Here is a 14,754-nt window from a genome sequence, read left to right as displayed (position 1 = left end):
CAAAATTCGAGGTGATGGCTCAATTAATTTTGCCGGTCTGTTATTGGGTGCTTACATTAAAGCGGACCTAGTGACTTGTAATCGTCGCCGGGTTCGCCTTTTATTAACGGGTATGAAATTGCGGGTGCAACATTCGGGGATGACCATGGTCAGTACCCTTGTACTGCAATAGCCAATAAGCGTTTTGCGGTAAAGCGCTACGGGCAATGACGTGAGCAACCGTGTAGCGAATTGTGTCAGCATTAGCGTCAGTCCATAAGCGCCAAGTTGGTAACTTAGCTGCTTGAACCGGTTCCCAATCGCCCAATTCTTGCTCACTAATAGTTAGTGTGGTGAGTAAATCAGGCCGTTCGGAACCAGTCAGTTCAATGTAGTAGCAATACGCGTGCGAATGCAGGCTGTTGGGCTGGCTCATGATGAGATTGCTCCTTTGGATGGCTTTAACAAGTTATCGTTGACTTAAATAACCTTATCATCAATTATAGTACAACCGTTTGACTAAATTGACTAGCTTTTTCACTTACTGTTATTAAAATGTAATATTTAAACTTGCAATTAAAAATAATTAAGTGTCGTCCTTTGACCTGGAACGCGTTTCAGCACGTATATTAAGTGGTGAAAATAATGAGGGGGTGCAGCACGAATGGAAACGGGAATTTTAAAACAGATTGATTTAACAACGACAACGGAACGGTATTTCTTCGTGCAAGTACAACGACTGGCCGACTATGTCTGGATTCGCTCAGTACAAAACTTTAAGCCTTTAGAATTAACGGTTCGGGTGAGTGATTTACAGGTGAACAAGCACCAGGCCGTTGCTGACCGGGGGAATATCAAATATGAGTTCAACGACGATACCGGGGGACTGGTGACGCAACTTGCTGGCTGGGTGCACTAAGACGGTGACAGACAAGCAGTAACTGTGATACTTTAGGCAATCAGCAACCAATAATACTAATGGCAGCAATCAATTTTAACTAGGCTAGGACTAAATCAGGCGCGCCACTGAAGGCTATAATGCTTCAGTGGCACGCCTGATTATCATTAAAAGATCACTTGGTATTATCACTGTAAGTGATTTTATCTAAACCTTGGGTGTCATAATTGAGATTGGTTTTGCCGTCATACACGGTATTCTTGGCATTTAGCTTGGTTTCCATATTGGTAAGGGTCTCAGTACTGAGCCCCAGTTGGGTCCGAAGGCGGTCCGACGTTTGTTGCAAGGTCTTCGTACTTAAAATCTGATAGGAACTCGTATTAATCCAAGCGGGTGAGCCAATGACTTGAGTCGACTGGATGTGTTTCATATTGGCACGATCATGCGTCGCTAACCCAACAAGGTCGTTAAAGCTAAGGTCAGTTTGTAAATTACCCTTCAGTGAAGTGAGTAATTGATTGTAGCGACTATAGGTCTTAGTCTCGGCGAGTTTGGCGAGAACCGCCCGCATGACTTGTTGTTGCCGTAATTGACGGCCGTAGTCGCCCCGGGGGTCCTGATAACGCATCCGTGTATAAGATAGCGCCTGTTTACCATTGAGATGGTGTTTGCCCTTGGTTACTGTGATGTGGTCGAATGAAACGTTGAGTGGACTAGTGATCGTCACGCCTCCAACGGCATCCACGATTTGTTTGAGACCGCCCATATTGATAGTTGCATAGTAATCGATAGGCACGTTGAATAGCTTGCTAACACTAGCCTTGGCCATCTTGGAGCCACCAATATTGTAAGCGGCATTGAGTTTTTGAACATTTGTGTCCTGATCACCGACCATTTCTGCTAATGAATCGCGTGGAATGCTGGTAATGAGCGTTTTCTTGGTCTGCGGATTGATCGTAACGACCATAATGGTGTCAGAATTTCCCTTATCAATACGACCGTCTGCCCCGGTGTCAACACCTAGTAGTAAGATGCTGAGTGGCTTAGTCGTATCGATTTTAGTACTGCTGTTTCCCGTATAGATCGTCGACTGGTAGCGCGCCTGTGCCTGGCGAATAATTAAGCCAATCGCCACGAATGCGATAACGATAATGATGCCGACCGCAATTAACACTGGCCGTAATTTTGAAGATGCTGAATGCCGCATGTTCAAATCCTCCCTTAATTAAAGGCGTTAAGATGGTTCCCCGGATAACGTCTTTGTCTTGAAATCACTGTTTCTAGCATACCCGGTCAGTACGATCCCGGAAAATACTTATTTTGAGTGTACTTAATTTAAAAAATAGATACCACCTAAAAGAATTAGATTGGAAACTGAGCAAATTAGGAGCGGTCACTTACGGACAGTATTACGGCAGAAAACGGATTCTTGGCTTATACTGACAGTGAACTTAAATATATGAAGTGAGGTTTGGTAATTTGACAGTCTTTCGCGCATTTTCTAACCAAGAAGTTTTAGATTATTTAGCAACGCAAGTCACTGACGGGCAGGTCTTCACTGAGGAGGAGACGCTGAAAAAATACTCTTTCAGTCCGCGGTTGACCGATGACGATAGTGGCCTTGCCTTAGCCTATGTTGAAGCACATACGACCAAGGACATTCAAGGAACGTTGAAAACGGCCCGTAAATACCACATCGCAGTGATTCCCCAAGACCAAACAACGAGCACTGTTATCGGTGCGGACGGGTTAACGGACAGTCTGATTCTTTCAACCGCCAAGATGAACCGAATCATCGAAATTAGCAAGGCTGATTCCATCGCCGTGGTTGAACCCGGCGTCGTTAACGGTGATCTGGATAAAGAAGCACGCAAGCAGGGTATGTTCTACGCGCCGGACCCTGGTTCTAAGCCCATCTCTGGGATTGGCGGTAATGTGGCGACAAACGCTGGCGGGATGAGTACGGTCAAGTATGGGGCTACTAAGGACAATGTCTTAGGCGTTAAGGTCGTTTTAGCCGATGGTCGCGAAGTTAAGTTAGGCGGTCGGACGCTAAAGCAGGCCTTTGGTTATGATTTAACGCAATTGATGATTGGTTCGGAAGGCACGTTAGGAATCATTACCGAAGTAATCGTTAAACTGTTGCCGATTCCGCTAGGGACCCCCGTGATGGGCGTCGCCTTTTTCGATAATATGACGGCCTTGGCTAAAGCAGTCACGGCGATTCGAATCTCCGGTGTTTATCCAACGATGCTAGAGGCATTGGATGGCAATACGGTTGCGGCACTCGATCGATACGAGAAGACGCACTATGCTAAGAATAGTGCGGCGATGTTGATTTTTAAGCTTGATAATGGTGGTCAGGATAGCATGGCAGTCGTTAAGAAGATACTGGCCGAACAGCAAGCCAACGATGTTAAAATTACGACCGAGCCTAAGGAACAGGCAGCGCTAGAACAATTACGGCGCGACATGCTGCCGGCAGTTTTTGCTGGTCAGAATCATATTATGGAAGATATGGCCGTGCCATTATCGCAATTAGCCCCATTAATGGACTATATTCAAGAACTATCCAAGCGGTTAGACGTCGAAATCTATACGGCTGGACATGCTGGCGATGGCAATGTGCACCCGACCTTAGTGTGGCCAACGTCGGTAACCGAAGTGCCTGAAAAAATTATTATTGCGCTACAAGAAATGTTTAAGAAGACGCTAGCACTTGGTGGGACGATTTCGGGTGAACACGCAGTCGGAATGTTGAAAAACCAATGGAACAATGCCGAATTAGGCGAAGATGTTGATATGTTGCAACATCAGATCAAAGCACTCTTTGACCCGATGAATATTTTGAACCCGAAACGTAAAATCAATTAACCCAACGATTACAAAGCGCTTAAGTTTTGATAGCAGTTGTTGGTCAGATATTGCGTAACTTGGTCATCGTGTCTTATTATTGAGATAGTCCCAAAAATGAGTTGTTGGTTAATGAGTCACTAAGAATGTGCAGTGTGGATTAACCGATGCGAAGGAGGCCCCAAGTGATATCTAAGAGTGCGCGAATCCGAATTGAATTTGATGCCGAAGTACTCCGCAACGAGATTTTTGATGTGCATGACTTCGCCAGTTTTCAAAGTTTCTGGCAGCGATTTGAGAATTTCTTGGCCGATCGCATGGTCGTTGGTCACCTGAACGTGTTAGAGGGCCGCGGCCTGATTCCTAGTGATTTTGCAGATGTTGACGGACACTTAGCTTACCAAGTTGGTGAAGATGCGCACCAAATTGCGTATGACCAAATTGCGCGTGAGTGGACCATCACGATCCGTTAAGGTAGATTGAGAGAGAATAGAGTCTTATATTGGAGCGATATTGATTGAGCACAACAAATTCCCAAGCAAGTGCAGATAATGATCAGCTTTTGCCAGCACCCCCGGAACTTTTGCAAGCTGTTGATCAGTTGAAAGCTTATTCGTTACGTTATGAAGTTGCGATGAAGCTCGTTTTAGATAAGTTAGATTATATTAGTCGAGAGTATGAGCTTCGTTACGGCTACGCGTTAATTGATAGCAAGCAGTCCCGGATCAAGTCGCCTGAGAGCATTGTTGGTAAGATGCAACGTAAGCATTTACCGTTAACGTTAAATGCGGTGTTTAATAATTTGCATGATATTGCGGGTATCCGGTTGATTGTTCGTTTCCTAAGCGATGTCAAGACAGTCGAGAATTTATTGGCGACTCAGGCTGACATTAAAGTATTACGAGTGAAGGATTATATTCATCATCCTAAAGCTAATGGCTATCAGAGTTTGCATTTAATCCTCGGGGTGCCGGTCTACACTGTTGATGGGCCGAGCATCATTGAGGTCGAACTACAAGTACGGACGATTGCCATGAACTTTTGGGCGTCGTTGGAGCATGAATTAAATTATAAGAAGAACGTTCCGCATCAGGACGCATTGCGAGCGTCATTGACTAAGAAGGCGCAGTTAATTACGGAGCTGGATCAGGAAATGGACGATATCAAGCAACGGATGTATGAACCTAAGACGCCCCCAAAAGAAGTCTAAAAAATGCCCGATTATTAGCAGGTAATTGCTAATAATCGGGCATTTTGGGGTTTTCTTGACGCGAATCAAGTCCATCCATGCACATGACTGGTATCCTATATAGAAGAAAGTAATTAAGAAGTTAGATTGCTTTTGCAATTAAAGGGTTCATGTTACTTTTAATATGCAAGATAATTTCCAAGGCATATTGATAATAATTAATTTAATGGGAATAGCTAGATTAATTAAACTAACAATCGAATAGTGGGGTTAAATTCAGTGTTCAGCCAAATTTTTGACTGGTTTTCCTCGGTACCACCAGTCGTTGATAAAACTGGCCAGTTCTTCCGGTGATTCATGTAGTCCTGTTTTTAACCAATAACGGACAACACCAACGATACCATTGAGATAATACTCAAACATGTACTCTTTTTCGCGATTGCCAATACCAGTGATCTCAGCTTGGTTATGTGCTAAGATCTCACGCTTAGTTGTTGCGATAAAGCTCATCAGAAAATCCTGGTCGGTTGTTAAGATGAAGGAAGTAACGGCGTGGCGTTTCTTAACCACCTCAAAAATTCCCGTCAGAATGGCTTGTAAAGAGTCGGGATTAAGATGTTTATCAATAACAGCTAGCAGTTCTTCCGTGGCATCTTGTTCCATCTTCTGCATGCAATCTTTGACGTCTTCATAATGGGCGTAAAAGGTGCCCCGGTTGATATCTGCGGCCTTGCAGACAGCAGTGACCGTAATCTCATCTAGCGACTGATGTTGGAGTAAGTTGATTAGACTATCTTGAATTAGGCGTTCGGTCATTTGCGAACGACGGTTGTTTTTAGTACCTACCACTGAAGTTCACCTCATTATTTGAACAATATACTATTGTTTGTTTATTTAATGACGATTTTATGAAAATTGTTGGTTGAAATTACACCGGTTTTCATTTAACATGTTGTTATTATTTAAACACATTGTTGATTAAATGTCACGATGTCGTTTTAAGAATCTGAATTAGGGAAGGGATATAACGTGAAAGGGAGCCGTAGACGTTTTACAATCCAAGCGATTGTTTGGCTAGTTGTGATGGTAGCGGCCATCATCTTCCTGCCAAATATCAGCAGTCTGGTACGTGATAAGGGCCAGACCAAGTTGCCAAGTAGTGCTAAGAGTCAAGTCGCACAAGTCATTCAGAATCATTGGGGGCGTAATCAAAATAATACGCGCCAAGTGGTGGTGGTCTTCAATAATGGTGATTCACCGTTAACGAGTGACCAGAAGCAAGCAATCGATGGGACGATTCAACGCTTCAAAGTGCAAAAATCAAAATATCACGTGAAATCAATGACGGCTGCCAGTGATAATGCTGCTGCCAAAAAGCAATTGATTTCAAAAGACAAATCCACCCAATTACTACAATTAATGGTTGGTAAGAACCAGACCGTCGCGAACATGACCAAGAATATTACGGCCGGTGCTAAAACGGCTGGGGTTAAGACGTACGTGACGGGGAGTGACATCTTAAATGATGACTTCACTCAGGAAACGGAAGCAGGGATTCAGAAGACTGAAATTATTACCGTTATTTTCATTTTCATCGTGTTAACGTTAGTCTTCCGTTCGCCGATTACGCCGTTAGTTTCACTGTTGTCAGTTGGGGTGTCGTTCATTATCTCGCTGAGCGTTGTGATGAACCTCGTTAATAAATTTAACTTTCCATTGTCGAACTTTACCCAAGTCTTTATGGTCGTGGTCTTGTTCGGGATTGGGACCGACTACAATATTCTACTGTTCGATCAATTCAAAGAAGAACTCAGTCATGGCGATAGTCCGGTCGCCGCGACTGGGCGCGCGTTAAAGATTGCCGGACGAACGATCCTATACAGTGGATCGTCACTATTGATTGGGTTTAGTGCCCTCGGGTTAGCGAACTTCTCAATTTACAAGTCAGCGGTTGGGGTTGCCATTGCGGTTGCTATCCTATTGCTCGTCTTGTTAACGTTGAACCCATTCTTCATGGCGTTATTAGGACCACGGTTATTCTGGCCAACGAAGAAGTTTGCTGGTGGTAGTACGAGCAAGATGTGGCACGGCATTGCAGCGTCATCAGTTCGTTACCCAATCATCGCCCTGGTCGTTGTTTTAGGGGTTTCATTGCCATTTATCTTAACGTATAACAATGAGTTGAACTATGATACGTTGGCTGAATTAAACGACACGATTCCAGCGAAGAAGGGCTTCCAAGTTGTTCAGGATCACTTCTCCAAAGGGACGGCTGAACCGTCAACGTTATATATCAAGACGGATCATGCCTTAAACAATGAAAAAGATCTAAAAGTCATCGACAGCTTAACGAAACAGTTACAAAAAGTTAAGGGTGTTAAAACCGTGGCGTCTGTCACCCAACCCGGTGGCTCACAAATCGATCAATTATACGTTGGCAACCAATTAGGCACCGTCACTAGTGGAATGAAGACTGCTAGCAAAGGGCTAACTAAGATTGGTAGTGGGTTAGATAGCGCCAATAGTAAATTGAAGAGTGCCAATATGTCGGATAGCGCGAAGTCGGCCAAGAAGTTGGCGGATGGGGCGGATGAAGTTTCATCAGGACTCAATACTTTAAATGGTAAGACTGGAACCCTTTCAAGTGGGGCTAGTCAGTTGGCAAGTGGTTCGAGCTCGTTAGCGAGTGGATTAGTTACTTATACTAATGGTGTCTACACGGTCAATAATGGTTTGAACCAGTTGAACAGTAAGACTGGAACGTTGGCTAGTGGAGTTAATCAGTTGACTACAGGTGCCAATAGTCTGTTTAGTGGGACGAGTACTTTGAGTTCTGGGTTAGATACCCTGAATGGGTACAAAACCAAAATCTCTAGTGGAACTGGAACTTTAACTTCTGGAGTTTCACAATTGCAAACTGGTGCAACTGCACTAACAGCCGGTCTTCAAAAAATGCAGACCAGTGTTAACTCTAGTGTTTCAGATGCGACAAGTACTGCTAATACACAAAAATTAATTGCATTACAAAAGGGTCTGAAGGAATTAAATGAGGCTATGACCCCGCTTCTTTCTTACGATCCTAGCTCACTTCCTGATGTTAGTGGAATAACAACAACCGCTACAACGTTGGAAAAGAATAGTACAGTTGTTCAAAACGATGCAAGTAATTTACAAACGGCGCTAACTAATTTGGAAAAAGTGGCCTCAAGTAATGGAAATGTTAGTTTAAGTGAAGCTGACATTCAGACGGTGGTAAATGCCGTTAATAAGAACGGTGGAACTGCGTTAACTACTCAACAGACTGCTGCATTAACCGCTGCGTTAACTGTCGTCGGGAAACAAATTACTCAAAAGGTTGATAGTGCAAGCTCCTCAATGTCATCAAGTATTAGTTCAACTCAGACAAGCGCACAGCGGCTGAAAGCAGATTTAGCAACAATGAGTGAGACAGGTACTGCCTTAACTGCTGACTTGAAACAACTTTCGACATTGAGTAGTGAATTGAAGCAGCTATCTAACTTGAAACAATTAGCTACAAAATCAATTGAAGCCAATAATGGTTCTTTGGAGGCTATCTCAAAGCTACAATCTGCGATTAGTGGGATGCAACAGATTCAATCTGGTTTAAATGGTACCAATGGATTGGTAGATGGATCTCAACAAATTACTACTGGTTTAAACCAGCTTCAGAGTGGCGCAAGTTCCTTAGCATCACAATTAAATACGTATACCAATGGTGTCTCAACAGCTGCGACTGGTGCAACTAAAGTCAATAGCGGTGCATCACAAGTGTCAACTGGTTTGACAAGCTTACAAGGGCAAATTCCAACGCTAACGAGTGCCATCAGTGCGCTTGATTCTGGGACTAACCAATTAGCTGCCAACTCTTCAACGTTAAATAGTGGTGCTTCACAATTAGCCAGTGGGACTGCAAGCTTAAACTCGCAAGTACCTACCTTAGTAAGTGGTGTCAACAAGCTTAACAGTGGTGCCTCGCAAGTGGCCTCTGGTAATGAACAAATGTACACCAGTATCCAAAGCTTAGTAGGTCAGATGCAGACGCTCCAAGATGGTTTGAAGACTGCCAGCGACGGAACTAAGACGATCAACACTGGTGTTGGCTCAGCTAACAGCTACTTGACTGGCTTAAAGGATTCCGCGGCTGCGAAGACGTATTACGTGCCAAAGAGCACTTTGAAGGGTAAGACTTACAAGTCTGCTTTGAAGGCTTACATGTCTGGTAACAACCACGCAACGAAGTTAACAATCGTCTTGAATGAAAATCCAAGTTCGAAGTCAGCGATGGATAAAGTAACGGCAATTCAAAAGCAAGCAACGAACAGCTTGAAGGGAACTGCGTTAGATGGTGCCACCATTGCGATTGGTGGTCAAACGTCTGAAACGAACGATACCCAAGCAATTGCTTCTAGTGACTTCGTTCGGACCGCTGCAATTATGTTAGTCGGAATCCTGATTGCCTTGATGGTTATCACGCGTTCTGTCTTACAACCGTTCTACATCTTAGGGACTTTGTTATTGGCTTACATTATGTCCTTGAGTATTACACGGATCTTGAGCAACTGGTTCTTGGGTCAAAGCATGTTAACTTGGAACACACCGTTCTTCGGGTTCATCATGTTGATTGCGCTTGGGGTCGACTACAGTATCTTCTTGATGATGAAGTATCGTGAATTTGATAATTCGGCTGCGACACCAAGTACTCGAATTGTCAGAGCTTCCGCCGTCATTGGGGCCGTGGTCTTATCCGCTGCCTTGATCTTGAGTGGGACGTTCGCCGCCTTGATGCCATCCGGTGTCTTGACGTTGATTCAAGTGGCGATGGTTGTGATTATCGGGTTGATTATTCTGGTATTCGCCATCCCAACGATTATTCCAAGTTTGATTCGCTTAACTTATCCGTTGACGGATCGTATGGAAGACGAAACCACTGCTGAAAAGCAGACGAAACGAAATCGTCAATAAAATAAGTCAGTTATGCGATAATAAGTGTAACCAACTGGCGCCGTCTAACGATTCAAGTTGGACGGCGCTTTTTTTAGGGGCTGCACTTAGATTTTAAAAACAGTGTTAGTTTTAGTCTAAGAGTATGCGGCGAGTATGAGATAGCCGGATTGGATAGTGGCGATAAGGAGATGTTTTTAATGCAACGATGTGCATGGGCGGATTCATCACCAGCAATGCAAGCGTATCATGACAACGAATGGGGGCGGCCGCAACATAATCAGCAACGACTTTTTGAACTGTTGTGCTTGGAGACTTATCAAGCAGGACTGAGCTGGCAGACCGTCCTGAATAAGCGGGCGGCTTTTAATGAAGATTTTGCGGATTACGATGTTGACCAGGTGGCCGCTATGACGACTGCCGATGTTGAGCGACTACTAACCGATGCTCGAATTATTCGGCATCGTCAGAAGTTAATGGCAACGATCAACAATGCTCGTGTGATTCGAGATTGGCCGGCCGGGGAAGACTTTGCCACTTGGTTATGGGCGTTTGTTGATAACCAGCCCATACGCCAGGCGTGGGCGTCAATCGATGAGGTTCCAGCAACAAACGACTTGGCGCAACAAGTGTCTAAAGAGATGAAACGCCGCGGCTTCAAGTTTGTCGGACCGACAACCAGTTATTCTTATCTTCAAGCGACTGGTCTCATTAATGATCATGTGGTGGACTGCCCATTTGCTCCAGAAAATTTACCGGCCTAACGCGCTTAATTCCTGGCGCGGTGAGTAAGTGAGCCGTCAATTTAAAACCAGCGCGATGACAACTGTCAGGCGCTGGTTTTTATTAAAATCAATATGTTTTGATATAAGTGCGATTGCTTAAATTTTATGTATAAATAAATACTTATTATAACCATAAAAATAATTGACATGATGTCGCTTAATTTGCTAAGATACGGCGTAAGAATAGCTGCGGAAGGCAAGTGATGGGAGCGACGTTAGGTGAAAGAAGTAAGGTTTTGGGGACTCTTGTTAGGACTGTTTGTCTGTTTAGGGGCAGTGATACCGTTAGTTAGTAAGGCTGACGTACTTGATACGGCACCCGCTGGACTGAATCTGGAAGGCTTATTTGAATCGGGAAAGTTTGACCGTAATTCGGCCACAATGCAGACTGTTTTAAAGAATGGCCATTCGCAGCATGTTATCGAATTAACAAATGACGATAATCAAGTTGGGGCAATGTGGTCGACCCCTGTTAATCGCTTTAACATGCGGGTCGATAACCAAGTCTCAATGTGGGTGAACTTTGGGGACAAAGCCGTGAGTGAAGGACTGGCCGTTGTTTTACAGAATGATCCCCGCAAAATGAGTGCGATTAGTCGGTATGGAAAGAAAAGCATTATTGGTGAGAACTTGGGTGTTTATGGGACGGATACCTATACACGGCGAACGGCGCCGGCCACGATTGCTAAGACGGCGATTCAAAAAAGTTGGGCGTTGGAGCTGGATACCAAAGTGAATGACGGTGGTTTTTGGGGATTGTATCCCCGGGGGAATTCTTTCGATGAAAAGCCTAAAAAAATGCATATGGCCGCGAGCTACCCTGCAAGTCCGGATACTTATACGCAACGGGGTGGTTTAACGTCCTCTTATCGTTTTGAACAGAACCATGGGAGTATCGCTGATAAATTACCACTCGCGGACGGTAACTGGCACCATCTTGTATTGAAGTGGGTCGCCAGTAAACAAATCATGAGTTATACCCTGGATCAGGGACCAACACGAATGACCACAATTGATACAACAGTCTTTGGAAAGGATATCCGGAATGTTACTTGGGGATTAACTAGTACGGCGACAACCGCTAATGCCAGAACACTGGTCGTCTTTGACCGGTTGCCACAACCGATTGAAATCGAGTCAGATTTAAACGTAACCAATCTGACTCAAGAGCGAACTGTCCATGAAGGAGACTGGGTTCATGGTGGGGATGAGTTGGAATATGAGTACGTTCTGAGCTATCTCAATGGTGACAATGAATGGCAACAGGTTAAGGCCAGCCTACCATTACCCGAACAAGTTCACTTTAGTCACGCGAAGATCCGCTATGCGGATGGTACCGAGGAAGAGATCAATTTACCAGCGGACGATAACGAATCGTCGGTGGCCCGCTTACAACACGATTTGCAGCGGACACTATCAATGAAAAATCCGCACGCTTATATTACGCTGATTGGTGAGGCTGCCAAGGTCGATCGGGATACTTTTGTTGATGATGACATGAGTTACTTTGAGGGTCACGAGATGAAGACCGCAACGGCCACACCGCACTTCACCATTACGACCAATAAGACCGTTAACCTGACGATTGAACCGTTGACACAAGTGAAGAAAGGCGAGCCCGTCATCATTAAGGGCCAAATTAAGCTAAATGATGGGTTAGACTTTGACAATGATGGCATGCGTATCGAGTACCGGGTCAATGGTGAAGCGGGAGAAGACTATCAGTTGAGCATGGACGATCCGGTTGGTTATGTCGAATTTGAAGTGGATGCCGAAGAACTACAAATCGGTGAAAATCAGATTACGTTACGGGCTCATAGCAAAGATAACGCCTACTCAGAACCAGTGACAGTAACGGTCACGGTCATTGGTGGGGAGTTACAGCTGAAAAAAGTCAGTACTGAAAGTGTGTTTGCACCAATCAAGTTGACGGGAACGGCTCAAGTCAGTCGGCCCGAGGGACTTGAAGTAGTTGTCAATGATGATACGGGCTCGAAAGCCGCTTGGCGCTTAGAGGCGACCGCGACCCCTCTCGTGACTAATCAGGGCCGCACACTAGCGGGAAACTTGTATTATCAGGATGGGGCCAAGCTGACAATGTTGGGAAAGGATGCCGTGGAAATCGCGCGCCAAAAGACGGCCCCGGGGATCGACTATGACGTGACCGCCCACTGGTCATCGCAACAAGGTTTGGTGCTCAAAACAACGCCCGCCGCTGTTCCTGGAAGTTATCAGGGTACGATCACGTGGCACTTAAGTACCGTACCGGAAGCGTGAGTTTACGATTGTGTAAGTAACTCATTTAATCAATAAGTTCAGTAGTCGCGACAAGAATTAATTGTTAATTCTTGTCGCGACTATTTGGCGTTCAGCGAAAGTGCTGACTAACGCATTTAAACGGGCCTCCGATACGGTGCAATGCTAGTAGTAGCAAGCACAACCAGCCTTTCAGGGGCTTAGCTAGCAAATTGAAAAATCTTCGGTTTCAGACCCATAAATAAACCCAGCAAGTTCACAAATTAGTCAGATTTCCCGTGTAGGTTAAAAGCAGTGCAAAGCAATTGTCATACCAATACTTTATCTGAAGGAGGGTTTAAGCGTGAATTTTTTTAAACGCGCATGGCTCAATCTAACGGCAAAAAAAGGCCGTTCAATTCTATTAGTGCTTGTTACATCAGCAATCATGCTGTTTGTATTGGCCGGGTTATTGATTAGGAATGCTGCCGATACGGCAACTAGTAATGCCAAGAAAAGTGTCGGGGCGACCGTCACTTTATCTGCTAACCGGGAGGCGGCTTTTAAGAAGATGCGCAGCGCCACGTCGACGAGTAAAAGTAGTCGGCCTAAGTTGACGACATCGCCCGTTAAACTGAGTGATGCAAAGAAAATCGCCAAGCTTAGCAACGTTTCAAGTTACAATGCGACCGTCTCAACTTCCGCTAATGCGAAGGGCTTTGATACGATTTCAACATCAGGTAGTAGTACCGGTGGTGGGATGAAAGGTATGGGTGGCTCAAGTAGCAGTGGTACTGGTGATATCTCGATTACTGGGGTCACTAATACGAACAGCGTCTCAACCTTTGAAAGTAGCTCAAGTAAAATTACGAAGGGCCGCGGTATTACAGCTAGTGATGAAGGCACTAACAACGTTGTCATCGAAAGTGAATTGGCTAAGGAAGATAGCCTGAGCGTCGGTGATACGATTAAGTTAAAAGCAACGACCGGTGATAAGAAGACTTACACGATGAAGATCGTTGGGATCTATAAAGCGTCATCTAGTGCAAGTACGCAACAAGGTCCTGGTAGTACCGATGTCAGCAACAGTGTTTACACGTCATACACGTTCGCTAACACGGTCAAGGGTTCTAAGTACAAGAACACAGCTGATTCTGTGACTTTTGCAATCTCAGACCCCGCTAAAGTTAGCAGCGTCAAAACGTCTGGTAAACAGTTGATCAATACGTCGAAGTATTCGTTGTCAACGGATGATAGCAGTTACCAAACGGTTAAGAGTTCGATGAATAACGTTAAATCATTTGCGGATAAGATTGTCTGGCTCGTTGCGATTGCTGGAACGATTATCTTAGCTTTAATCGTTATCTTGATGATTCGTGAACGCCGCTATGAAATTGGTGTCTTGTTATCATTAGGTGAGAGCCGTTGGAAGATTGTCGCTCAATTCTTTGCTGAAATGGTGATGGTCTTGATCGTCTCAGTTGTCTTAGCCGGATTCGGTGGTAAGTTTGTTGGTAATAAGCTGGGTGACCAGTTAGTTTCACAACAAACGACGACTGCAACGACTACGACGAGTTCAACTAGTCAGCAGGGTCAGCCTGGTGGCGGTGGCGGCGCCCCTAGTGGTAACACTGGTGGTAGCAAGCCAAGCGGCAATATGCCTAGTGGTGGCGGTCAGACTGGTAATGCCAGTGCCACGACCGACACGAACTTAGATATTAATGTCACGGTAATGGATTTAGTTGAACTCGGCGGCTTTGGCTTAGCCATCATGTTCCTGTCGATTATGCTGGCTTCTGGTGGCATACTACGACTACAGCCGAAGAAAGTTTTAATTGATTAGGAGGGGCGGC

11 protein-coding genes are annotated in these 14,754 nt (G+C 44.8%); 8 read left to right on the top strand and 3 right to left on the bottom strand.

Features of this window, described 5'->3' with window-relative positions; translation table 11 throughout:
- Positions 1-103: 103 nt before the first annotated feature.
- Positions 104-415: a hypothetical protein gene (locus tag MMY95_RS05200; RefSeq protein WP_087509674.1), complete on the bottom strand. Its 312-nt coding sequence runs from the start codon at positions 413-415 to the stop codon at positions 104-106.
- A gap of 228 nt (positions 416-643) precedes the next feature.
- Here MMY95_RS05200 and MMY95_RS05195 point away from each other — a divergent pair, with 228 nt between their 5' ends.
- A complete protein-coding gene (locus tag MMY95_RS05195) occupies positions 644-898 on the top strand; it encodes a hypothetical protein (RefSeq protein WP_003641863.1) in 255 nt (84 codons plus the stop codon).
- 154 nt (positions 899-1,052) lie between these two features.
- Here the strand turns inward: MMY95_RS05195 and MMY95_RS05190 are convergent, their stop codons facing one another.
- Positions 1,053-2,084 (bottom strand): LCP family protein, encoded by a 1,032-nt coding sequence (locus MMY95_RS05190; RefSeq protein ID WP_003643716.1) that lies wholly within the window; start codon positions 2,082-2,084, stop codon positions 1,053-1,055.
- 272 nt (positions 2,085-2,356) lie between these two features.
- Here MMY95_RS05190 and MMY95_RS05185 point away from each other — a divergent pair, with 272 nt between their 5' ends.
- The 3 genes from MMY95_RS05185 to MMY95_RS05175 all read left to right on the top strand — a co-directional run bounded on the left by MMY95_RS05185 (position 2,357) and on the right by MMY95_RS05175 (position 4,940).
- Positions 2,357-3,751 carry an FAD-linked oxidase C-terminal domain-containing protein gene (locus MMY95_RS05185; protein WP_087509679.1) on the top strand — a complete coding sequence of 465 codons (1,395 nt, stop codon included), beginning with the start codon at positions 2,357-2,359 and terminating at the stop codon, positions 3,749-3,751.
- Between the two features lie 146 nt (positions 3,752-3,897).
- Complete coding sequence (locus MMY95_RS05180; RefSeq protein ID WP_202861236.1) at positions 3,898-4,203, top strand: hypothetical protein; 306 nt, start codon at positions 3,898-3,900, stop codon at positions 4,201-4,203.
- A gap of 44 nt (positions 4,204-4,247) precedes the next feature.
- On the top strand, positions 4,248-4,940 hold the full coding sequence (locus MMY95_RS05175) for a GTP pyrophosphokinase (RefSeq protein ID WP_003641867.1): 693 nt from the start codon (positions 4,248-4,250) through the stop codon (positions 4,938-4,940).
- A gap of 255 nt (positions 4,941-5,195) precedes the next feature.
- Here MMY95_RS05175 and MMY95_RS05170 read toward each other — a convergent pair whose 3' ends face one another.
- Entirely contained in the window at positions 5,196-5,735 is a 540-nt protein-coding gene (locus tag MMY95_RS05170; protein WP_015379717.1) for a TetR-like C-terminal domain-containing protein, read from the bottom strand.
- A gap of 213 nt (positions 5,736-5,948) precedes the next feature.
- Between MMY95_RS05170 and MMY95_RS05165 the strand changes: the two genes are divergently transcribed.
- The 4 genes from MMY95_RS05165 (at position 5,949) to MMY95_RS05150 (ending at position 14,744) form a co-directional block, all read left to right on the top strand.
- Positions 5,949-9,902: an MMPL family transporter gene (locus tag MMY95_RS05165; RefSeq protein WP_087509682.1), complete on the top strand. Its 3,954-nt coding sequence runs from the start codon at positions 5,949-5,951 to the stop codon at positions 9,900-9,902.
- 179 nt (positions 9,903-10,081) lie between these two features.
- Complete coding sequence (locus tag MMY95_RS05160; protein ID WP_087509685.1) at positions 10,082-10,645, top strand: DNA-3-methyladenine glycosylase I; 564 nt, start codon at positions 10,082-10,084, stop codon at positions 10,643-10,645.
- A 240-nt stretch (positions 10,646-10,885) separates the two neighbouring features.
- Complete coding sequence (locus MMY95_RS05155; protein WP_087509688.1) at positions 10,886-12,943, top strand: hypothetical protein; 2,058 nt, start codon at positions 10,886-10,888, stop codon at positions 12,941-12,943.
- Between the two features lie 322 nt (positions 12,944-13,265).
- The gene (locus MMY95_RS05150; protein ID WP_003643721.1) at positions 13,266-14,744 is read left to right on the top strand and encodes an ABC transporter permease; all 1,479 of its coding nucleotides are present in this window, start codon (positions 13,266-13,268) and stop codon (positions 14,742-14,744) included.
- The last annotated feature ends 10 nt before the right edge of the window (positions 14,745-14,754 follow it).

The organism is Lactiplantibacillus sp. ME-2 (assembly GCF_022549155.1).
GTDB classification, from domain to species: domain Bacteria; phylum Bacillota; class Bacilli; order Lactobacillales; family Lactobacillaceae; genus Lactiplantibacillus; species Lactiplantibacillus plantarum.
The sequence above is the reverse complement of the archived record's forward strand: the minus strand, read 5'-3'. Positions and strand labels throughout refer to the sequence as shown.